16 protein-coding genes and 1 tRNA gene are annotated in these 21259 nt (G+C 67.4%); 11 read left to right on the top strand and 6 right to left on the bottom strand.

Features of this window, described 5'->3' with window-relative positions:
• The 3 genes from SAZ01S_RS08930 to folK all read right to left on the bottom strand — a co-directional run.
• The coding region (locus SAZ01S_RS08930; RefSeq protein ID WP_167693120.1) for a GLUG motif-containing protein at window positions 1-6109 on the bottom strand (6109 nt) is incomplete at its 3' end.
• 555 nt (window positions 6110-6664) lie between these two features.
• A tRNA-Lys gene (locus SAZ01S_RS08935) sits at window positions 6665-6740 on the bottom strand.
• 12 nt (window positions 6741-6752) lie between these two features.
• Window positions 6753-7229 carry a 2-amino-4-hydroxy-6-hydroxymethyldihydropteridine diphosphokinase gene (folK, locus tag SAZ01S_RS08940; RefSeq protein ID WP_084581928.1) on the bottom strand — a complete coding sequence of 159 codons (477 nt, stop codon included), beginning with the start codon at window positions 7227-7229 and terminating at the stop codon, window positions 6753-6755.
• Window positions 7230-7252: 23 nt separating this feature from the next.
• Here folK and SAZ01S_RS08945 point away from each other — a divergent pair, with 23 nt between their 5' ends.
• Window positions 7253-7858, top strand: coding sequence for a uracil-DNA glycosylase family protein (locus SAZ01S_RS08945; RefSeq protein WP_084582077.1), 606 nt, complete (start codon window positions 7253-7255; stop codon window positions 7856-7858).
• On the opposite strand, the gene SAZ01S_RS08950 is transcribed toward SAZ01S_RS08945, so the two are convergent.
• Genes SAZ01S_RS08950 through SAZ01S_RS08960 form a run of 3 tightly spaced genes read right to left on the bottom strand, consistent with a single transcriptional unit; the run spans window position 7845 to window position 12237 of the window.
• Window positions 7845-8750 carry a flagellin family protein gene (locus SAZ01S_RS08950; RefSeq protein ID WP_084581929.1) on the bottom strand — a complete coding sequence of 302 codons (906 nt, stop codon included), beginning with the start codon at window positions 8748-8750 and terminating at the stop codon, window positions 7845-7847. The genes SAZ01S_RS08945 and SAZ01S_RS08950 overlap by 14 nt on opposite strands.
• Before the next feature lie 12 nt (window positions 8751-8762).
• Window positions 8763-10868, bottom strand: coding sequence for a flagellar hook-associated protein FlgK (gene flgK, locus SAZ01S_RS08955; protein ID WP_084581930.1), 2106 nt, complete (start codon window positions 10866-10868; stop codon window positions 8763-8765).
• Window positions 10869-10893: 25 nt separating this feature from the next.
• Complete coding sequence (locus tag SAZ01S_RS08960) at window positions 10894-12237, bottom strand: flagellar hook protein FlgE (RefSeq protein ID WP_084581931.1); 1344 nt, start codon at window positions 12235-12237, stop codon at window positions 10894-10896.
• Between the two features lie 196 nt (window positions 12238-12433).
• Here SAZ01S_RS08960 and SAZ01S_RS08965 point away from each other — a divergent pair, with 196 nt between their 5' ends.
• The 10 genes from SAZ01S_RS08965 (at window position 12434) to SAZ01S_RS09010 (ending at window position 21246) form a co-directional block, all read left to right on the top strand.
• On the top strand, window positions 12434-12835 hold the full coding sequence (locus SAZ01S_RS08965) for a flagellar biosynthesis repressor FlbT (protein WP_084581932.1): 402 nt from the start codon (window positions 12434-12436) through the stop codon (window positions 12833-12835).
• A gap of 13 nt (window positions 12836-12848) precedes the next feature.
• Window positions 12849-14216, top strand: coding sequence for a flagellar protein export ATPase FliI (fliI, locus tag SAZ01S_RS08970; RefSeq protein WP_084581933.1), 1368 nt, complete (start codon window positions 12849-12851; stop codon window positions 14214-14216).
• Window positions 14213-14644, top strand: a complete 432-nt coding sequence (locus tag SAZ01S_RS08975) for a hypothetical protein (protein ID WP_084581934.1) — start codon at window positions 14213-14215, stop codon at window positions 14642-14644. The genes fliI and SAZ01S_RS08975 overlap by 4 nt, the downstream gene beginning before the upstream one ends.
• On the top strand, window positions 14641-15705 hold the full coding sequence (locus SAZ01S_RS08980; RefSeq protein ID WP_084581935.1) for a lysozyme family protein: 1065 nt from the start codon (window positions 14641-14643) through the stop codon (window positions 15703-15705). The genes SAZ01S_RS08975 and SAZ01S_RS08980 overlap by 4 nt, the downstream gene beginning before the upstream one ends.
• A gap of 237 nt (window positions 15706-15942) precedes the next feature.
• Window positions 15943-16995: a sigma factor-like helix-turn-helix DNA-binding protein gene (locus SAZ01S_RS08985; protein ID WP_084581936.1), complete on the top strand. Its 1053-nt coding sequence runs from the start codon at window positions 15943-15945 to the stop codon at window positions 16993-16995.
• A gap of 94 nt (window positions 16996-17089) precedes the next feature.
• Window positions 17090-17566 carry a hypothetical protein gene (locus SAZ01S_RS08990; protein ID WP_245824733.1) on the top strand — a complete coding sequence of 159 codons (477 nt, stop codon included), beginning with the start codon at window positions 17090-17092 and terminating at the stop codon, window positions 17564-17566.
• A gap of 90 nt (window positions 17567-17656) precedes the next feature.
• On the top strand, window positions 17657-18313 hold the full coding sequence (locus SAZ01S_RS08995) for a dTMP kinase (protein ID WP_084581937.1): 657 nt from the start codon (window positions 17657-17659) through the stop codon (window positions 18311-18313).
• 119 nt (window positions 18314-18432) lie between these two features.
• Window positions 18433-19545, top strand: coding sequence for a fumarylacetoacetate hydrolase family protein (locus SAZ01S_RS09000; RefSeq protein ID WP_084581938.1), 1113 nt, complete (start codon window positions 18433-18435; stop codon window positions 19543-19545).
• An 8-nt stretch (window positions 19546-19553) separates the two neighbouring features.
• Window positions 19554-20351: a D-xylose 1-dehydrogenase gene (xylB, locus tag SAZ01S_RS09005; protein WP_084581939.1), complete on the top strand. Its 798-nt coding sequence runs from the start codon at window positions 19554-19556 to the stop codon at window positions 20349-20351.
• 1 nt (window position 20352) lies between these two features.
• Window positions 20353-21246, top strand: coding sequence for an SMP-30/gluconolactonase/LRE family protein (locus SAZ01S_RS09010; protein ID WP_084581940.1), 894 nt, complete (start codon window positions 20353-20355; stop codon window positions 21244-21246).
• The last annotated feature ends 13 nt before the right edge of the window (window positions 21247-21259 follow it).

Below are 21259 nucleotides of genomic sequence, written 5' to 3' on the forward strand. Positions count from 1 at the left end.
GAACGCCCGCGTCGCTGGCCCAGCCGGCGGTGCCGGTGAGCGCATCGCCATTGACCAGACCATCCGCCGACACCGTGCCGGTGAGGGCCGGGTTCGCGTCGCCATAGGTACGGCTGGCGGTACCGGCCGCGTACGTGACGGTAAGCCCGCGCGGGTTGATCGTCAGCGCGGTGGCGTTGCCGTCGGCCTGCACGCTGGTCAGCGTGTAGTTGGACGAAGCGCCGATGCCGCTGCCGATCACGCCGTAGCTGCCGACATTGCTGCGGACCCCCGCATCGCTGGCCCAGCCGGCGGTGCCGGTGAGTGCGTCGCCGTTGACCAGACCATCGGCCGACACCGTGCCGGTGAGCGTCGGATTGGCATCGCCATAGCTACGGCTGGCGGTGCCGGCCGTGTAGGTGACGGTAAGCGCGCGCGGGTTGATCGTCAGCGCGGTGGCGTTGCTGTCGGCCTGCACGCTGGTGAGCGTGTAGTTGGACGACGCACCGATGCCGCTGCCGGTCACGCCATAGCTGCCGACATTGCTGCGGACCCCTGCATCGCTGGCCCAGCTTGCGGTGCCGGTGAGCGCATCGCCTGCTACCAGGCCATCGGCCGAAACCGTGCCGGTGAACGCGGGATTGACGTCGCCGTAGGTGCGGCTGACGGTGCCGGCCGTGTAGGTGACGGTGAGCGCGCGCGGCGTGATGGTGAGCGTGCTGGCGTCCCCTGCCACCAGGTCATAGCCGAGCGGACCCGAATAGAGGCCGCCGGTGTACCCGACCGAATAGCTGCCGACGTCGCGGCAGTTGCCCCCGGCGCACGAGGTCGTGGCGGTGCCGTACACCAGGTTGCGGTCGGCGCTGACGCCGCCGTCCAGCGTGATCAGCGTGCTGCCCGACTGGACCGTGCCGTCATAGACCGTCGTCCCGCCGCTGGTGACCGTCGCGCGGGTCAGGAAGCTCTTCAGCAGCGGCCCGGTCGCACCTTCATAGATGCGCCAGGTCGCGCTCTGCGAACCGCCGACGCTGTCGATCGACCAGTTCGCGAAGCTCGCCGCGCTGTGCATCTGTTCCGTCGTCAGCCCGGTCACGCCGGCCATCGAACCGCCCTGGGAGGCGGCCGTCTGGCCGGAGGCCGTCATGTCCCAGACATTGTCTTGATTGCTGATCGGGGCGTTCAGCTGCACCATGCCCGCGAAGCCGCCGACAGAGTCGCTCCCGCGCACGGCGCCGCTGGCATAGCTGCGAACGATGCCGCCGCCTTCCTGATCGCCGACGAAGCCGCCGACGCTGATGCCGGTCGATACCGCGCCGGTGGCAAAGGCATCGGAAATGCTGCCATAGCTCATCCCGACGAACCCGCCGATGCTCCGGCTTTGATCGCTGACGCCCGAAACCGCGCCAGTAGCGAAGGCCGACTGCACCGATGCTTCGTCGGACTGCCACCCAATGAGGCCGCCGACATAAGCGTCGCCCGTCACCGCACCATTGGCATAGGCATCGAGGATGCTCCCCCTATTGGCGATGCCGATCAGGCCTCCGACGTTAGCGTCTCCACTGACCGCACCGTCGGCATGGGCGTTGGTAATGTCGATACTGGAATAACCGACCAGTCCACCGATCGCATAGGTTTGTGAGGATGCATCCCCGCGGACCCCCGTCACCGTGCCGGTTGCAAAGGAATCCCGCAGTGAACCGCTGTCCGCATACCCGATCAGGCCGCCGACATATTGCTCGCCCGTTACTGCACCGCTGGCGTGGATACCGCTTGCCTGCACCTCGCCCCAATTGCCGGCAAAGCCACCGACCGCGGTACCGCCGGAAACATTGCCCGTCGCGAACGAATTGGAAATCGCGGCATCGGAAGCGCCGACGAATCCGCCGACCGCGTTGCTGCTATAGGTGTCGCCACCGATGGTGACCGCCACGCCCTCGACCCGGCCGGTCGCGGACGAGCCGGAGATCCGGGCGCCAGTGACAGCAAACCCGACCAGCCCGCCGAGGGACGACCTGCCGGTGACGCTGCCAGTTGCCGACGAATTCTCGATCGTGCCGCCCCCATCGAGGACGCCGACCAGGCCGCCGACCGTGTCAAAGCCGGCGACGGTGGCGTCCGAATGGCTGTTCGCAATCGTCCCCGAGCTCCCGCCAACCAGACCGCCGACCTCCTGGCCGCTGCCGTGGCCGTTGGCCGCGCCCGTCACGGAACCGGAGACCGCCACGTCGCGGATCGTGCCGTAATTGTATCCGGCGAGCGCGCCCACATAGTAAGCGCCGCGGATATTGACGTTGCTCAAGGTCAGGTTCGAAACCAGCCCGTCCCCTCCGATCGTGTTGAACAGGCCCACGCGGCTTCCGCCGTCCTGCGCAATCGTCAGGTCCCGGATGGTGTGGCCGGCACCGTCCAGCACGCCGGCGAAACTGCCGTGCGTGCCGATCGGCAGGAATCCGGCACCGCCGTTCCAGTCACGCGTGACGCTGGCATCGATGTCGTTGCCCAGCACATAGGATCCGTACAGGTTGCGATCGATGCCGCTGAGATGCGCGACCGTGGTGATCACGCCGTACAGCGGCTGGGCCAGCGGGCTCGGGCCGGACGAACCGGGCGTGCTGGACGGAGGCGAACCCGGCGTGCCGGAACCCGACGTATCGAACACCGCGTCGCGCAGGAACACCGGGCCGCCCGTCGCCATGCCCGCATGGCTGAGCAGATAGGGCGTCATCATGTTGCCGCCATTGGCCCAGGCGCCGGCAGAGAAGCCGGCGGGCAGCGCGCTCGCCATCTCGGCATTGGTGAGGCCGCTGATGCCGCTGGTACCGCCCGTGCCGACGCCGGTGTCGGTGCCCGACGCGCTGGTGTTCCAATAGGCTGCCGTCACGGCGGCACCGTCGGCACGCTCGCCGATCAGGCCGTTGAAGCTGCCGCCGCTGCCGTCGGGTCGGCTGAGCGAGAAGGCCTGGCTCAGCGTAGCATCACCGTCCATTTCGCCGATCAGACCGCCCACGCGAGCATAGCCGCCGACCGTGGCTGCGGCGTAGGATTGCGATACGGTACCTCCGTCATGACGGCCGACAAGGCCGCCGATCGCGTCGTATCCGCCCACCGTGCCGATGGCATAGGATTGCGCGATCGAGCCGCTGTTCAGGCCTACCAGGCCGCCCGCAGAAGATCCGGAAACACGGCTATCGGCATAGCTGACCGAAACCGCTCCGGTGTTTGCGCCCACCAGACCGCCGACGGACTCGGTGCTTGCCCGCACGGTCGTGCTGCCGAATACCGAACTCTGGGTGATGGTGCCGTCGTTGCTGCCGGCCAGGCCGCCAACCACCGAGAAACCTCGCACCGAGCCGTTCGAAACCGAGCTTCCGATGACGCCGCCGCTGTTCAGGCCCACCAGGCCCCCGACCAGGTTATTCCCTTCGACCGAGGCCCTTTCGAGCGAGACGTTGCGGATGGTGCCCTGGTTCCACCCGAACAGCCCCACCTTGTCGTCGGACCGCGCAATCACGAGGCCGCTGATGGTGTGGCCAAGCCCTTCGAACGTGCCCGAAAACGCGGTGTCCTGGCCGATCGGCGCGAAGTTGGAGCCGTTCCCCTGGGGATAGTCGAAGCTGAGATCGGTGCCGAGAACGAAGTTGCCCTGCAGGTTCTGGTTGACCGCCTGCAGCTGATCCACCGACAGCAGCATGTTGTACCGCATCGGCGTGGCGGACGCATCGTTGCCGAGCAGCACGCTGCCGCTGATCGGCGCAAAGCCGAAGCCGTTCAGATAGGGCGTGGTTGCATTGTTGGCGTTGCCCCAGACCGCCGAATCGAACCCTGCGGGCAGCGCTGCCGCGAGCTGGGCGGTGGTAAGCCCGCTCACCCCGCTGTCATTACCGCTGCCCACGCCGCTGGCGACGCCGGCGGTGCTGGTGTTCCAATAGGCGTTGGTGATCGTCCCGTTCCCGTTCTGCCCGACCAGTCCGCCCAGGGACGATGCCGAACCGGCATTGATCACGGTGCCGGTCGCGAAGACCTGGTCGATCGTGCCTGCCGGCATGCTGCCGACCAGCCCGCCCGCCCATCCGCCGGTGGCGGTGACGGTGCCGGTCGCGTAGGACTGGCTGAGCGTGGCTTGATTGAAGCCCACCAGGCCGCCGACAGTCTTCGTGCCCGTAACAGCGCCGCTGGCGAAGGCGTTACGGATGGGGCCGCCGTTCACGCCGACCAGGCCGCCGGTAAATTGATCCGAGCCGGCAACAGCGCCGGTGGCATAGACTTGATCCAGCGTGCCCCCATTCAGGCCCACCAAGCCGCCGACCTGTTTCGAGCCGCTGACATTTCCGGTCGCATAGGAGCGAGTGATGCTGCCGCCGCTCGCGGTGCCGACCAGACCGCCGGCGCTATAGCCGCCAGTGACGTTCACGCCCGCGTGCGACTGGTCGATCGTGCCTTGATTGTACCCGACCAGACCGCCATAGCTGCGGCCGCCGTTGACTGTGCCGCTTGCCGACACGTTCTGAATCACGCTGCCGGAAGCTGCCGAGCCGACGAGGCTGCCGACGTTGCCGTCGCCGGTGATCGCGACATCGGTGAGGTTGAGATTGCGGACCGTGCCCGCCAGATTCGCGAACAGGCCGATTTGGGCGCCGTTCGGCCGGTTGATCGTCAGCGACTGGATGGTGTGACCGAGGCCTTCGAAGATGCCCGAGAATCCGACGAACGGCTTGAAGCCGCCGTTCCAACCTGCGGTCGCCGACGCATCGATATCCGCACCGATTGCGATGTTTTGCGGGCTGTTGTCGACGAGCCCCTGCAGCGAGCCGTCGGAATAGGAATTTTCCTGGCCGAGGGCGGTGAGCACCAGCCAGTTGGTCAGCTGGCCGTCGCTGCCCAGCTTGGTGGTCAGCGTATTGCCCGCGGGCAGGTTCAGCTTGCCGCCGGCGCCGAAGGTCAGCCGCGCAGCATTGCCCGCCGCAGCCGCGCCCTGGCCGTAGAGCAGCGAAACGTTGCCCGTGGCGCCGGCGTCCACCACCGCGTTGATCGCGATGTTGTTCCAGGCGTTCAGCGTCAGCTTCGCGCTGCTGCTCCAGGCGACATTGCCGGTGACGGTGATGTTGCCGTCGCCGTAGTCGCCGTAGCCGTAGCTGCTGTCAGTGTCGTTGGTATAGATTTCAACGTCTGTCCCGCCGTTGAGCGACTGGGAAAGAGCATCTGCCATGCCCTGGGTGAGCGTCAGGTCGATGGGATCGAGCAGCCACTTGCCGCCTGCGGCCGTGACGCTGGCGGTGCCGATGTCGAGCACATGGCCCGAGGTCTCGACGAAGCCGCCCGTGCCGCCCGCCCCTTGCGCGGTGATCGTGCCCGCCACCTTGGTGGTGCCCGCATCGCTGACCAGCCACACCTTGCCCTGGCCGGCGCGCACGCCGGTGGCGTTGATCGTGCCCGCGCTGTTGCCGGCGAGCGCATAGACGTTGCCCTGCTGCGCGTGCAGCTCGGCGCTGGCGGCGCGGATCAGGCCGCCATTGGCGACGCTGGTTGCCGCATCGCCGTAAAGCACGCTGATCAGGCCGCCCGCGTCGTTGGCGGTGTCGCGCAGCAACACGCGTGACCCCGCGGCGAGCAGCGCGCTGCCATTGGCCGCGCCGATCTCGCCCTGGTTCACCACGGTCATGCCGATCAGCGCGACGTTGCCGCCCAGCGCGCCGACCTTGCCGAGGTTGATCACGCTCGCCCGCGCGGTGCCGGTGAATTCGAGCGAACCGCCGCGCAGGAACGCCGCATCCGCGACGTCGAGCGTCGAACCGACAAAGGTCCCGCCCGTCTCGACCACGCCGGTCTTGCCGACGACGATGCCGTTGGCGTTGATCAGATAGACCGAGCCTGTGCCGCTCAGCCGCCCGTCGATCTGCGAGATCTGGGTGCCGGTGACGCGATTCAGCGTCGCGCCGCTGCCATTGTCGAACGTGACCGCGCCGCCCTGGCCGATCGAGAAGTCGCTCCAGTTGATGATCGCGCGATCGGAGGTTTGGTGGATCGTGGTGGCGCCGTTTCCGGAAACGATCGAGGCGCTGCCCGCGACGACCGAACCGCCGCTCGGCAGCGTCTGTGCGTGCGCGGCCGGCGTTGCCAGACCAGCGAGCATGGTAGCGCACAGCAGCGCGGCATGCCGCCGCGAATGGGCGCGACGATGCGACACCGGCTTGGCGAAAGCCCGTCCAATTCCAACCATTTAGTCCATACCCCCTATGCAGAATGCGGCGGGAAATGGGACGCGCAGCACACGCGACGCCATCCCCCGATGCGCCGCTTGGCTATTTCGTATCTCTAGCGAAATGATTAACGATCAGCGGCAAGCTTGCCGCGTTGCCAAAGCTTGTCTTCAGGCTCGTTCAGCTAGATTCACAAAGGGCTGGAAGCAATTTCTCGATGAATCTGAATTATCTGAGCAGAAGACCAACAGGTTAACTACACGTGCAACTGGAGAGCGCGGCCGCTTCCCCTTTGCGTTTGCGATCAAAAATGATCGCCATCGACCGCGCCTCGGCGCCAATGCCGCTCAACCGGGCAATTATTCCGTGAAATAAACGACTTCCTATCCGCATAGCAGCGCATATGCGGGCGAAGAAAGAACGACGATGGCGCAGGCTGCAAGCGTCGAGGATCGGCTCGCGGCGCGGGTCTCGACGGAGAGAGGCGGTGGTGGGTCCGCCGGGATTCGAACCCGGGACCTCTCGATTAAAAGTCGCTTGCTCTACCGACTGAGCTACGGACCCACATCGCGCCACCTAGGCGCAGGGGCGTCGCCGGTCAACCGCGTGCAGTAAAGGAAGCGTCGCGCGGCCGGTCACCGGGTCCCGCCAGTGTGGCGCGATTTCGGCCAGCGGCGCCAGCACGAAACGGCGTTCGCGATAGCGCGGATGCGGGACGACCAGTCCGGGCGCGACCTGGCAGCCGCCCGACCACAGCACGATGTCGAGATCGATTACCCGCGCGCCCCAGCGCTGGCCCCGCCGCCGCCCGAAGGCACGCTCGATCGCCTTCAGCCTGACAAGCAGCGCCCCGGGCGTCTCGTCGCTGTCGATCCATGCGACGGCGTTGGCGAATCGGCGGATCGAGGGTCCTAGCGGCGCGGTCTCGTGCACCCGCGACCACGCGCGCACGCCACCGATCGCCGCCAGCGCCGCATGGACCTCCGCACGCGGGCTGCCGTGGCGGCCCCGGCGGTTCGAGCCCAGGGCGATGATGTAGCTTGAAGCAGGCACGACCGCGCGCCTATCGCGCCGCCATGTCCGCGCCAAGCCCAGAACCCGATCACGACTGCCCGCTCTGCCCGCGCCTGGTCGCGCTGCGCACCCAATTGCGCGCCGAGCAGCCCGACTGGTGGAACGCGCCCGTCCCGGCGCTGGGCGCGCCGGACGCGCCGATCGCGATCGTCGGCCTCGCCCCCGGCCGCCTCGGCGCCAACCGCACCGGCACGGCCTTCCACGGCGATGAATCAGGCGCGTTGCTGTTCGCGGTGCTGGAGAAGCTGGGTCTAGCCGAAGCCGGCGCGCCCAAGGACGTGCTGATCCTCAACGCGGTGCGCTGCCTGCCGCCGGAAAATCGCCCGGCCCCAGCCGAGATCCATGCCTGCCGCCCCTTTCTCGCCGGGCAGCTGCGCGCACCCATCGTCGTCGCGCTCGGTGAGATCGCGCACCAGTCCGCGGTGAAGGCGTTGGGTGGCAAGCTGCCCAAGGCGCGCTTCGCCCACGGCGCCGAACACCGCCTGCCCAAGGGACAGGTGGTGCTCGATAGTTATCACGTCTCGCGGTACAATCAGAATATCGGCCGGCTGACCGAACCGATGCTGACCGCCGTGTTCGAGCGCGCCATCGCGCTCAGAGATACTTGACCAGGCTCAGGCTGCTCAGCTGCGAGAAGACGGAGTAGCTCGCCTCGAGCACCGTCTTCTGCTGCGCCAGATCTACCGCCACCTGGCCCAGATCGGCATCCTCATTGTCCTGGATCACCTGCTGGAGCAGCAGCCCGCGATCGTCGCCGCGCTGGGTCAGGTCGTCGACCTGGTTCTGCTTGCGGCCATTGTCGGCATTGACCGCGTTGAGCTGCTTGGTGCCGTCGTCCAGCTGCGCGACCGCCTTTTGCAGCGCCGCCTGGTTGGCGGGCGTGAGGGTCGAACCGATCTGGCCTGCCTGGGCGAGCGTGCGGAATGCCTCGTACAGGCCCTTGCCGATCGAGCTGGCGTTGATGCCATAGGTCACGTCGACGCCGTCGGCGACGCGCGCAGTGGACAGCACATCGTCATCCCGGAAGGCCTGGTCCGCCGGCACATTGGCGGCATCGGCCAGCGTGTTGACGGTGAACGGGAACTGATCGGTCTGCGATCCGGCGAACATCGGCACGCCGCCCTCGGAGGCGTTGAGCGAGGCACGCATCTGCGCGAAGCTGCTTTCGATCGCCTCCTGCAGGCCCGCCGACTGGCCGGTGCCGATCGCGGTCATGATCTGCTTGCGCAGGTCGGTGGTCGAGGTGGAGATGCCCTCGATATGGCCCTGGTACAGCGACATCGTCGTAGACACGCGCTTCGACACGGTCGACTGCGCCTTCTGCTGCTCGAGCAGCGTGTGCGCGGAGAGGTTGCGCACGGTTTCGGTGCCGAGCGCCGCGAAATCGGCCGCCTTCTTGCCGGTGGACAGCTGCTTCTGGGTGATCGCCAGCTTTTCCTGCGCGGTCGAAATCGCGCTGGCCATGGTGCGCTGGAGCGGGATGGTAGCAACACGAGTCATGAAGGAGCTCCCTTAACGAACCATCTGGAGTAGCGTGTCGTACATCTGCGACGCGGTGCTCATCACGCGGGCAGAGGCCGAATAGCTGTTCTGCAGCACCACCATCTGCGACAGTTCCTCGTCGATGTTGACGCCGGAATAGCTGTCGCGCCGGTTCACGGCATCGGACTTGCGGGCATTGGCATCGTCGAACCGGCTCGCCGCCTGGCTCGCCTCGAGCCCCGCTCGGCCGAGCAACTGGGTGGAGAAGCGGTTCACCGTGGTGACGCCGTCCTTGCCCAGATCGAGCGGGGCGGCAAGCTTGTCGACGAACGCGGTGGCGCCGCGCGTGTCGCCGGCGCCGAGCGCCCGGGTGTTCACCGCAGCGGTGGCGTTGAAGCGCGCGAGCCCCAGCTGGTTCGGACTGGCGGCGATGTCGTTGCGCACCTTCGCGGTATCGAGGCCGCTGTTGACGCCGCTCAGACCCGAAAGCGAGGAGAAGCTGCGACCGCTGTTGAAGCGGTCGGTCGAATCTGCGGCGATCGACAGCGATGCGCCGGACAGGCCGCTGGCCGGATCGAACCGCATGCGCCCGCGGCTGTCCATCGAGAAGCTGCCGAAATTGCCGAGCGGGCTGCTGTTCAGCGCAGTAACGATGTCGCCCATCGTGCCGCCGGTCTGCGGCTGCAGCGTGTAGCTGGTCAGGGCCAGACCCGATGCATCGCGCAGCACGATGCGCGCGGTCTCGCCGGTCGTGAAGCCATGCGGGTCCGATGTATTGAAGCCGGTGGGCACCAGGCTGCTGGTGCCGCTGGTGACCAGATCGTTCATGCCGAAATATTGCGAAACGCCCACGCCGGCGCGCGAGCTGGGCGTGGTGGCCGGCTGCGCGATCAGCACGCCGTTGCCGGTGCCCGCTGCGGCGAAGCTCAGCACGCCGTTGTTGAAGCTCGCCGTTGCCGCGCCGCCCAGGCCGCTGTTGATGGCGTTGACCATGTCCGACACGGTCGCGGTCGACCCAAGTGCGTCGAAATCGATATCCGTCTTGGCGATGAGCGTGCCGTCGCTCTTGGTGACGGCAAAGGTAGCCTTGCCGGTAAAGCCGAGCCGGTCGCCGGCGACCAGCCCGGTCTGCCGGCCGGTCATGCTGGCGGGCGGCGGCACGGTGGTGCCTTCGTTCGACACGGCGTTGAGTGCCTCCGAGAGGCCGCTGAACACGGTGCCCAGCTGCTCGGAAAAAGCGGGCAGCGCGCGATCGCGCAGATCGAGCAGGCCGCCCAGCTTGCCGCCGACCGCTGCCGAGTCGAGCTTTTCCCCGGTCAGCGCGCCCATCGAGCCGCTCTTGTCGGCGAAGCGGATGCTGATGTCCGGATAGGTGGTCTGCGAGCTGCCGGTGCCGTTGCCGCTGTTCGGATAGTCGAGCTGCCGCAACCGCGAGTCGAGCAGCATCTGGCCGGAGGTGGTCTCGATATACACCTGACCGTTCGGCTGGTCGCGCACGTTGACCGAGAGCATGCCGCTCAGCTCTTCAATCGCGTTCATCCTCTGGTCGGCGGCGCCGCTGGCGCTGCGGCCAAGGCCGGTGGCCTGTGCGACGGTGCCGTTCAGGTCGTTGATGCGGCGAAGCAGCGTGTTGATCTTGTCGACCGAATAGCCGACCTCCGATTCCACGTCCGCGCGCAGCCCGTCCACGTCATGCGTGGTCTGCTGCATCGACGAGATTGCGTCGGAGACGTTGCCGACGAACACTGCCTGGGTCTGCGCCGACGACTGGGAACCCGTCATCGCGTTGGCCGAGGCGCTGATCGCGTCCAGGCGCGCCGGCAGGCCCGACTTGGAACCCGGCTCGCCGAGCAGCGCCTGCAACCGGTCGAGATAGCTGGAAGTCACCTCGGCGCGACCATAGTCGCCGGCCCGGCGATAGACCGTCGCTTCGAGGAAGCGGTCGGCGACGCGCTCGGGCTCGCCTACATTCACGCCGCTGACCTGCCCGGTCACCACCTGGGTGGAGAGCGTCACACGCTCGCGAGCATAGCCGGTGACGCCGACATTGGCGATGTTGTTCGATACCGCGCGCAATCCGGCCTGGGCTGCTGCCAGGCCGGAGACGGCGGTTCCAAGGATATCGTTCAGCGCCATGTCGTGCGTCCCCCGGCCTTAGTCGTCAGCGCTTCAGATCGCTGACTTCGCGCAGCATGTCGTCGACGGTCGTGATGATCTTCGACGACGCGCTGTAGGCGCGCTGGAAGCGGATCATGTTGGTGAACTCGCTCGCGAGATCGACCGTCGAAGCCTCGAGGGTGTTCGACAGGAGCTTGCCGGCGCCGAGCTGGCCCGGCGCGTTCATCGTCATCGTGCCCGAGGAACGGTTGCCGCTATAGGCGTTGCCCGACACGCGGGTGAGCCCGTTCGGATTCGGGAAGGTGGCGATCGGCAGCTGGAACACCTTGCGGGTCGATCCGTCGTCGAAGATCGCGCTGACCACGCCCTCCGGCGAGATGTCGGTTGCCGCGATGTTGCCCAGGATGCCGCCATCGGCGCCGCCGCGGATCATCGAGGACGGCTGGCCGAACGAGGTGATGCCGTTGATGCCCTTGTCGTCGCCGAGGGCCATGGTGATCGGAACGGAGGTGGCCCCGTTGGTGTACGAAACGTTCAGCGGCGCGAAGAGGGATGGCGACGAACCGGTCGTCGGCGTTCTATCGAGGCTGCCGTCGCCGTTGAACTTCAGGGTGCCGCTCGCCAGCAGGCCGTTCGCCGCGGTAACGTCGCTCGCGGGCGTCACATAGGTTTCTACCTGCCAGGTGTTCGGCGCGGTCTTCAGGAACGACATGTTGAGCTGGTGGCTGCCGCCCTGCGAATCATAGATCGTGAACGGACGCGAGAAGGTGGGCGCGACGCCCGTCGCGTTGTTCGCAGCATATGCTGCCATCTGGCCGGGAGCAGCGGGCGTATAGCTCGCCGCTGCGGTCGAGATATCGGCGTCCGACTGAAGGTTGATGCGCGCTTCCAGCTTGGTGGTCGGCGCCGCCGTTCCCACCAGATCGCTCAGGCGGACCGGCTGCAGCGCATCGACGCTGCCGGTGTTGGTGTAGTTGCCGGTCGCATCCAGGCGCCAGCCATACAGGTACATGCCCGACGGGTTGCGCATGAAGCCCTGCTCGTCCGGCTTGAACGATCCGGCGCGGGTATAGGCAACCGGGTCCGTGCCCGAGGTGCCCGTGCGGGTAATGAAGAAGCCGTCGCCGTTGATGGCGAGGTCGGTGCTGCTGCCGGTTGCCTGGGGCAGACCCTGTTTGGTGACCTGCGAAATCGGCGTCGCCGCCACACCACCGGCCGCATAGCTCGACGTGGTGCGACCATCGGTCACCAACGTGCGGAACTGCGCATCTACCCCCTTGTAGGCGACCGTGTTGATGTTGGTGATGTTGTCGGCAACCGTGGCCATGGCACTCGACTGCGCGCTCAGCCCGGAAACGCCAGCGTAAAGAGCGGAATAGAGGCTCAAGTTCAAAACTCCTCGAGATGCCCGCGCGATCCCACGCCGGCGACATCCCCATTGTAGAGGGGTGGCAGGGCCGTCCAAATCGAAGGGGCGATTTTGCCGCTTTCCGCGTCCCGGGCGGCAAAATTTGCCGGGTAATCGCCGCGGCGCCGGGAAACGCACCTATAAGTTGAGGAACGCTTATCGAAAGGCCCGTTCCATGTTGCGCATCACGCTTCGCGATGGCGAAAAGGCGATCGTCAACGGCGCCGTGCTGCGCGCCGTGGGGCGGACGCAGATCGCCGTGGAGAACAAGGTATCCATCCTGCGCGGCCGCGAGGTGATGCGGCCCGAAGAGGCGACCAGCCTGGCGCGCCAGCTCTATTTCGCGACGATGCTCGCCTATATCGATCCGGCGGGTCGCGATGCCCATCAGGACTCGGTCGTGCAACTGCTCGGCGTCCTGATCGCCGCGCTCGGCACGCCGGAGGCGAAGGATATCTGCGTCCGCTTCGCCAGCGAGCTCGCCCAGGGCGAATATTACAAGGCCCTTGCCGTCGCGCGCGAGGTGATCGCGCTGGAAGACGCCGCCGCCGCACCCGCGACGACGCAGGCCGCCTGAGGAGGGACGCGCGATGCAGACGCTCGCCAGTGCCGCCCGCGCGATCCGGGACATGGTCCCGGACCGTCGCTTCGGGCGCGTGGTGGCGGTGCGCGGCGCGCTCATCGAAGTCGAAGGGCTGACCGGCGTCGCCCAGATCGGCAGTCGCGTCGAAATCCAGTCCCCCACCGGCACGGTCGAAGCCGAAGTCACCGCACTCGATCGCGGCGTCGCGCTGTGCCTGCCGTTCGTGGATCCGCAGGGCGTCGGCCTCGGCGCGGTTGCCGAACTCGGCGCCGGCCAGTTCACCGTCCGCCCCTCCAAGGCATGGCTCGGCCGGATGATCAACGGCCTCGGCCGGCCGGTCGACGGACAGGGGCCGCTGGCCAATGGCGCGGATCCGCAGCCCATCAAGGCTTCCCCGCCGGCCGCTGCCGGCCGCGCCCGCGTCGCCGAGCGGATCGAGACCGGCGTGCGCTGCCTCGACACCTTCGTGCCGCTGTGCCGCGGCCAGCGCCTCGGCCTGTTCGCCGGCTCGGGTGTCGGCAAATCGGTGCTGCTGTCGATGCTCGCGCGCTGGACGCAGTGCGACGTCGCGGTGATCGGCCTGATCGGCGAACGCGGCCGCGAAGTGCAGGAATTCATCGAGGACGATCTGGGGCCCGAGGGCATGGCCCGCTCGGTCGTCGTCGTCGCCACTTCGGACGAACCGGCGCTGATGCGCCGCCAGGCAGCCTGGACCACCCTCGCCGTCGCCGAGCATTTCCGCGACCAGGGCCTCAACGTGCTCTGCCTGATGGATTCGGTCACCCGCTTCGCCATGGCGCAACGCGAGATCGGTCTCGCCTCGGGCGAGCCGCCGGCGACCAAGGGCTATACGCCTACCGTCTTCGCCGAACTGCCGCGCCTGCTGGAGCGCGCCGGCCCAGGCGCACCGGGAGCGGGCATGATCACCGGGCTGTTCACCGTCCTCGTCGATGGCGACGACCATAACGAGCCGGTCGCCGATGCGGTGCGCGGCATCCTCGACGGCCATGTCGTGATGCGCCGCGCGATCGCCGAACGCGGCCGCTACCCCGCGATCGACGTGCTCAAGTCGGTATCGCGTACCCTGCCCCACTGCCTCGAGCACGAGCAGAACGAGATCCGTCTCGCCGCGCGCAAGCTGCTGTCGACCTATGCCGACATGGAGGAGATGGTGCGGCTGGGCGCCTACAAGGCCGGCTCGTCGCCCGAGGTGGACCGCGCCGTCGCACTGGCACCACGAATCGAGACGCTCCTGAACCAAGGCAAAAACGACCAGGGCCATGCCGATGCGGCGTTCGCCGAGCTGGCGGCAATCCTCACGGGCGAAGCCTCGGGCGATCCGGGCCATGGCCATGACGTGGGTCTCGCCGCATGAGGACGCCGTTCGATACCGCGCTTCGCATGCAGCAGCGCACCGTCGACGACCTCAAGGTCGCGATCGGCGCGGCGATCGAGCGCATTGCCAGCTATGAGCAGCAGGCGCGCGACCTCACCGCGCGGACGCGCGAGGAGCGCATCCTCGCCCACGCCCTGCCCTTCGCCTCCGATGCCTGGCTGGCCACCGCCAAGCTCGCCCAGGCGCGGCTGGCCGAGGAGATCCAGGCGGAGCAGGCGCGATTGGTCGCGCTGCGCGAACAGGCGCGCGAGGCCTATGGTACGTTTCGCGCGATCGAAGGCGCCGCCGAACGCTTCCGCACCGATGCGGAACGCGAAGCCGAAGCCGCCGAGCAGGCGGCGATCGACGACATTGCCGCCGCGCGCTTCCTGCGCGAGCGCAAGCGGATGCCGGTGAAGGCAGCATGATCCACCGTACCGATCTTGCCGCGCTCACGCCGGCGCAGCGCGCCAACGTGATCTACGCGCAGGCGCAGTCCGAGCTCTCCACCCGGTTGTGGCGCGCCGCGATCGGCGATGGCGAGCGCGACTCGGCCAAGACGCGCAATCCGCTCGGCGGCGGATCGGACATGGCGATGGATTCGCTGCTCGAACTGCTCGGCACCCAGGCGCCGCGTTCGGCCAAGGGGCGCTGCAACTGCCAGTGCGCCTGTTCCTGCCACGACGAGGACGCCACCGACGAAGCGGCCGCGCTGTCCAAGGGCGCGCTGCCGACAGCCCGCACGAATGCGGTGGCCGATCGCGCTGCCCTGCCCGCTTCGGTACCGGGCATCCGCCTGCTTGCAGGCTCCGGCGGCTCGCAGGGCGCAAGCGGCGCCTCCGGCACGCTCTCGCTAGGCGCCAACACCCGCTATGCGGATACCCTCGCCGCCGCCGAGGCGCGCAGCGGCGTCCCCGCCTCTGCGCTCGCGGCGATCGTCGATGCCGAAGCCGGCAAGGGCCATGACGGCAGTTGGAACCCGCTGTCGCGCAACCCCCGCTCCAGCGCGGCCGGGCTCGGGCAGTTCCTCAGCGGCACCTGGCAGACGCTCGCCGAACAGAGCGGCACCTGGCTCAACGATGTTGCCAAGGCACGCGGCTGGTTGAAGGAAAACGGCAAGGTCGATCCCGCCCGCCGCAGCGAGCTGCTGTCGCTGCGTTACGATCCGCAGGCCTCGATTCTCAGCGTTGCCGACATGGCGCGCAACAACCTGCAGCATCTCGAATCGGCCGGCCTTGCCGTACGGGCCGATTCGGAAACCTTGGCCAAGGCGGCCTATCTCAGCCACCATCTCGGGCTGGGCGATGCAAAGAAATTTCTTGCCGGAAATATTGATGCAGCCCGCGCCCGCGAATTGCTCGCGGCACAGGTCGGCGGGTCCGCGGCCGAGCACCGGATCGCCACCGCTGGCGACGCCACCCGCGCCCACCGGCAATGGTTACTCGATTTCATCGATCGCCACGTCCAACCGGACAAATTTTCCTCGTAAAACTGCCGTTTTCGGCCATTCGAGGCGTGGTTAGCGATTCTGCTCACCGCCCGTTAACCATCATTTTTTCAAGCACTTGCCTCGCCAAGCGAATCGGCCTTGCTATAAGGTTTGGGAGCGTGCTTTCGGAAACTACCTAAGCCCCGGATTAGCACTCCCTTAAAGGTTTCAGACGAAATGTGTCCCCTGTCGACGGCGCCGAAACGATCGGACCGGCGCTGAAACAGGGGAATACGCATGTCGAAGATCACGATCGCTCTCGAGGCCGCAGTCCAAACCGTCATCGAGAACTCGCCCAAGGACAGCAAGCAGACTGCCCGTCAGCGCGCCGAAGTCGATCGGGCCTTCGCTCGGATCCTCAAGCTCATCGCTCCCCGCATCCGCCACTTCATCCGCCAATATGGCCTGACCGCGCACTGGGATGATGCCGAGCAGTGCTGCGCCATCGCCGTGCACCGCGCCATCCAGGCCTATGAGCCGGAAAAGGCCCAGTTCACCACCTTCGTCAACTGGCAGATCCGCGGCGAGCTGCAGAGCCTGCGTTTCCGCCTGATGACCGACCAGCGCCCCTCGGCGAAGAAGGTCGAAGCCACCACCGTTTCGCTCAGCGCGATGGTCAGCTCGGCGGACGGCGACGAGATGTCGCCCGAGGCGATGATCGAGGACGAGGACGCTCTGGAGCGCACCGAGAGCGCTGCTTCGGATTACCTCGCCGACGGTGCGATCGCCTCGCTGATCGAGGCCTATGTCGATCATCTCCGCAAGGTCGGCATCGAGCAGCTCCGCCGCCGCCCCCGCCCGAAGCGGGAGGAAGCCGCGATGCGCCGCGACGGCCCGCGTCTCCGCACCGCCACCCACGGTATCGATCCGTCGGAGCTGGAAAAGCTCGAAGCCAAGCTGGAGCGTGATCGCGAGATCGTTGCCCGCCGCGTGTTCCAGACCGCCACGCTCGACGATCTCTCGCTCGAGACCGGCGTCACCAAGGAGCGCGTCCGCCAGATCACCAAGCGCGCCGCCAAGGTGATTGCCGAGATCGCCGCTGCCGACCCGCGCTTCTCGGTGATGGCCGAATATGGCGCGCCTGCCGCAACCAAGCGCCGCCAGCCGGCCCCGATCAACGCAACGCCGATCCTGCCGGACGCCAACCAGCCGCACAACCTGCTCTCCAGCGTCGTCGCGATCCAGCCGGCGAGCATCGACACGGTCGTCGCCGCCGAGGCGAACCGCGAGACCATCGAAGCGATTGCAATCGTTGCAGCACCGGTGCCGAACAGCGCAGCACTGCATTGATACCACTCGGGGCGTAATCATTCTATAATGCGAGGGTAACCCTTCGCGGAATGACCCGATGTCCCGAGATTCCCAGCCTACCGGCCGAGGTGCGATGCAGATGCTGCCCCGGTCGAACTACAAGCTTACCGAACTGGCCGCGGAGATGGTGCGCTGTGCGCAGCCCTTGCTCCCGGCCGACGGTCGGCTCTTTCTGGGTCTCCAGCAGGAACTCGATGGTTCGTTGCGGATGATCTGGTGGCGCGGCGACGATTTCCGCGTGATCGCCGAAATCGATGCCAGCCCCGAAGGCTTCTGCCCCGAGGACAGCGACGAAGGCGCGCTGCAGGATGCGGCCTGTGCTTGCCTCACCTATCTCGCCGGTCGCTGGCCCAGCCCACCGCGGCGGCTGGGCGTGATCACCGACGGGATCGGGGTCGCCTTCTCGCCGCAGCGCCCCGCCATCGCCGAGCCCAACTGGCTGCTCGACCATGCCGGGGGCGCCGCCACGCTTACCGCGATCCTGCCGCTCGACGGCGAAGGCCCCTGCGCATTGCTCTGCACGCCGCCGGAGACGGCTTCGCTGCATTGACCGTCTAATCCCCCTCCCGCTTGCGGGAGGGGAGTTTAGGCGCCCGGGGAGTCTTGATGACAACCCGCCGCAGCATGCTATGGCGCCCGCATGGGTGAACTCATCGCGATCGAGGGTGCCGACGGCGTCGGCAAGAACACCGCCGCGCGCGGGCTGTGCGCGGCGCTGCAGGCATCGGGGCGCACCGCCACCGTGCTCGGCTTTCCGCGCTATGGCGAGACCGTCGCCGGGGTGACGATCGGCAAGATGCTCGCCGGCGAACTCCCCGTCCCCGTCACGCCCCACGCCGCCGCCGTGCTCTATGCGCTCGATCGGTTCGAGTGGCGCGACGCGCTGCTCGAGGCGCAGGCGACGCACGACGTGGTGGTGCTAGATCGCTACATCGCCTCGAACATGGCCTATCAGGGCGCCAAGCTGGGCGGCGGCGAGGGCCGCGCGCTGATGGACTGGATCCTCGCGCTGGAGACCGGCCAGTTCGCCCTGCCCCGCCCGCGCCTGTCGATCTATCTCGACACGCCCTGGGACCTCGCCCGCGAACTCATCCTGCAAAAGGCGCAGCGCAGCTACACCGATCGCAGTTTCGACGAATATGAGGCAGACATTGCCCTGCAACAGCGGGTGCGCGGCAACTACGAGGCAATCGTCGCCGCGAACCTGCTCGGCCCGTGGCGCGTGGTTCGTGCCAGCGAGGGGGGCGCGATGCGGGCGCCGGAGGTAATCGTGGCGGAAATCCTTTCTCACATTTGAAATCGCGGGACGGACGCGTATTTCGGATGCTTGACATTTGCGTTGGCGGAGCGGCAATGGTAGCGCTATCACAATCAGACACAAACTTGGCGAGAGGTCCCTTGGAAGCGCTTCGTGACATGCTGCCTGCCGATCATGCGCAGGCCATCCTGGTCGGCCGCGTGGCTACGCCCGCCGGCCCCAGCCCCGTGATCCTGCGCGACGGCCAGGTGATCGACGTATCGGCCACCGCCCCCACCGTCGCCGACCTGCTGGAGCGCGACGACATCGCCACGCTCAGCGGCGAGGTGCTGTGCAGCATCGAGGCGCTCGGCACCGACTCGGCGCCGGCGATTCTGGCGCCGGTCGACCTGCAGTGCGTGAAGGCCTGCGGCGTCACCTTCGCCGTTTCGGCACTGGAGCGGGTGATCGAGGAACGCGCCCGCGGCGATTCGGCCAAGGCCGCCGAGATCCGCGGCGACCTCGAAGCCAAGGTCGGCTCGGGCATCCGCTCGGTCGTCCCCGGCACGGCGGAAGCCGCCAGCCTCAAGGCCGCGCTGATCGATGCCGGCATGTGGTCGCAGTACCTCGAAGTGGCGATCGGGCCGGACGCCGAGGTGTTCACCAAGGCGCCGGTGCTGTCGTCGATGGGCTGGGGTGCCGAGATCGGAATCCGCTCGGACAGCGACTGGAACAATCCCGAACCCGAAATCGTCCTCGCGGTCGATCGCAACGGTACGATCAAGGGCGCGACGCTCGGCAACGATGTCAACCTGCGCGACTTCGAGGGCCGCAGCGCGCTGCTGCTCGGCAAGGCGAAGGACAACAACGCCTCGACCGCGATCGGCCCGTTCATCCGCCTGTTCGACGACCATTTCACCATGGACGATGTGCGCGGCGCGGTGGTCGACCTCACCATCGACGGGCCGGAGGGCTATCGCCTCTCGGGCACCAACAAGATGAGCGAGATCAGCCGCGATCCCACCGATCTCGTCCGCCAGACGCTGAGCGAGCACCAGTATCCGGACGGCTTCGCGCTGTTCCTCGGCACGCTGTTCGCGCCGGTGCAGGATCGCGACCACCCCGGCCGCGGCTTCACCCACAAGCCGGGCGACATCGTCCGCATCTCCACGCCGAAGCTCGGCACGCTCGTCAACCGCGTCACCACGTCGAAGGCCGCCGCGCCCTGGACGTTCGGCATCCGCGATCTGATGCGCAACCTCGCCGCGCGCGGCCTTCTCTCGAACGCATAAGGGTCTTCATGTCGCAAGCCGATCTCCAGCAGGGCCCGATTCCGGCCGCTGAGCGTGCCGTCTATCCGAGCCTGAAGGGCAAGCGCATCCTGATCACCGGCGGTGGTTCGGGGATCGGCGCCGGGCTGGTCGAAGGGTTCGTTCGCCAGGGCGCGGACGTGACCTTCTTCGACATCGCCGAGGACGATTCGAAGGCGCTGGTCGCCAGCCTGTCGGGCGCCGCCATCGCGCCGCGCTTCTACAAGGTCGACCTCACCGACATCCGCGGCGCGCAGGCGCAGGTACAGGCGCTGATCGAGGCCGAGGGCGCGTTCGACGTGCTGCTCAACAACGCCGCGAACGACGACCGCCACACGATCGAGCAGGTGACCCCGGAGTACTGGGACAACCGCATGAACGTGAACCTGCGCCACCAGTTCTTCATGGCGCAGGCGGTGATCCCGGCGATGAAGGCGAAGCGCGCCGGCGTGATCATCAACCTCGGCTCGATCTCCTGGCACCTCGCACTGGAGGAACTGACGCTCTACCAGACCGCCAAGGCGGCGATCGAGGGTCTCACCCGCAGTCTCGCGCGCGAGCTGGGTCCCGATGGCATCCGATCGGTCTGCATCGTCCCCGGCAACGTCAAGACGCCGCGCCAGATGAAGTGGTACACGCCCGAGGGCGAGGCCGAGATCGTCAAGGCGCAGTGCCTGCCCGGCCGGCTGGTGCCCGACGATATCGCCGCGCTGGCGCTCTTCCTTGCATCCGACGACGCCCGACTGATAACGAGCCACGAATTCTTCGTGGATGCAGGCTGGAGATAAGATGACCGACAAGGTGGTGGTTTCGGCGCCGGAGAGCGTGTGGGGGCTCGCAGCCCCGCTTCTTGAAGGCCCGGTGTGGGTGGAGCGCGACGCCGCGCTGTGGTTCGTCGACATCAAGAGCCACAAGATCCACCGCTATGATCCCGCCACCGGCGACAAGCAGAGCTGGGACGCGCCGGCGCAGGTGGGTTTCGCGCTGCCCTGCGCCAGCGGCGGCTTCGTCGCAGGCCTGCAGACCGGCCTCGCGCGGTTCGACCCGGCAGACGGCAGCTTTACCCCGCTGGTCGATCCCGAGCCCGGCCTGCCCGGCAACCGCCTCAACGACGGCACCGTCGATCCGCAAGGCCGACTGTGGTTCGGCACGATGGACGATGGCGAAAGCGATGCCACCGGCACCATCTATCGCCTCGCGGCGGACGGCAGCTGCGTGCCCTCCACCCCCAAGGTCTCGATCACCAATGGGCCGGCGGTCTCGCCCGACGGCAAGACGATCTACCATGTCGATACGCTGGGCGCCGTCGTCTATGCCTGCGACATCGCTGCAGACGGCACGCTGGCGAATCCCCGGGAGTTCGTCCGCATCGCCGAGGGCGAAGGCTTCCCGGACGGCCCGTGCGTCGACAGCGAAGGCTTTGTGTGGGTTAGTCTCTATGCCGGCTCCGAAGTGCGCCGCTATTCGCCCGCGGGCGAACTGGTCGAGACCGTGTCGTTCCCGGTCGACGCCATCACCAAGATCGCGTTCGGCGGACCTGACCTGAAGACGGTGTTCGCCACCACCGCCAACAAGCATCTTTCCGCCGAAGACAAAGCGGCTCGGCCGACCTCGGGCGACCTGTTCAGCTTCCGCGTGACGGTGCCGGGCCTGCCCGGCACGATGATCCGCGTCGGCGCCTGACCCCCCTTCCCTC

Origin of the sequence: Sphingomonas azotifigens NBRC 15497, assembly GCF_002091475.1 — a bacterium.
In the GTDB taxonomy this organism is placed as follows: domain Bacteria; phylum Pseudomonadota; class Alphaproteobacteria; order Sphingomonadales; family Sphingomonadaceae; genus Sphingomonas; species Sphingomonas azotifigens.

What these genes read in the sequence shown, in the direction of transcription:
- SAZ01S_RS09010 (WP_084581940.1), top strand. Translation starts at nt 20,353, where the DNA reads ATGACCGACAAGGTGGTGGTTTCGGCGCCGGAGAGCGTGTGGGGGCTC.
- SAZ01S_RS08945 (WP_084582077.1), top strand. Translation starts at nt 7,253, where the DNA reads ATGTCCGCGCCAAGCCCAGAACCCGATCACGACTGCCCGCTCTGCCCG.
- SAZ01S_RS08965 (WP_084581932.1), top strand. Translation starts at nt 12,434, where the DNA reads ATGTTGCGCATCACGCTTCGCGATGGCGAAAAGGCGATCGTCAACGGC.
- fliI (WP_084581933.1), top strand. Translation starts at nt 12,849, where the DNA reads ATGCAGACGCTCGCCAGTGCCGCCCGCGCGATCCGGGACATGGTCCCG.
- SAZ01S_RS08990 (WP_245824733.1), top strand. Translation starts at nt 17,090, where the DNA reads ATGCAGATGCTGCCCCGGTCGAACTACAAGCTTACCGAACTGGCCGCG.
- SAZ01S_RS09000 (WP_084581938.1), top strand. Translation starts at nt 18,433, where the DNA reads ATGCTGCCTGCCGATCATGCGCAGGCCATCCTGGTCGGCCGCGTGGCT.
- SAZ01S_RS08950 (WP_084581929.1), bottom strand. Translation starts at nt 8,750, where the DNA reads ATGACTCGTGTTGCTACCATCCCGCTCCAGCGCACCATGGCCAGCGCG.
- SAZ01S_RS08975 (WP_084581934.1), top strand. Translation starts at nt 14,213, where the DNA reads ATGAGGACGCCGTTCGATACCGCGCTTCGCATGCAGCAGCGCACCGTC.
- SAZ01S_RS08985 (WP_084581936.1), top strand. Translation starts at nt 15,943, where the DNA reads ATGTCGAAGATCACGATCGCTCTCGAGGCCGCAGTCCAAACCGTCATC.
- SAZ01S_RS08980 (WP_084581935.1), top strand. Translation starts at nt 14,641, where the DNA reads ATGATCCACCGTACCGATCTTGCCGCGCTCACGCCGGCGCAGCGCGCC.
- xylB (WP_084581939.1), top strand. Translation starts at nt 19,554, where the DNA reads ATGTCGCAAGCCGATCTCCAGCAGGGCCCGATTCCGGCCGCTGAGCGT.
- SAZ01S_RS08995 (WP_084581937.1), top strand. Translation starts at nt 17,657, where the DNA reads ATGGGTGAACTCATCGCGATCGAGGGTGCCGACGGCGTCGGCAAGAAC.
- flgK (WP_084581930.1), bottom strand. Translation starts at nt 10,868, where the DNA reads ATGGCGCTGAACGATATCCTTGGAACCGCCGTCTCCGGCCTGGCAGCA.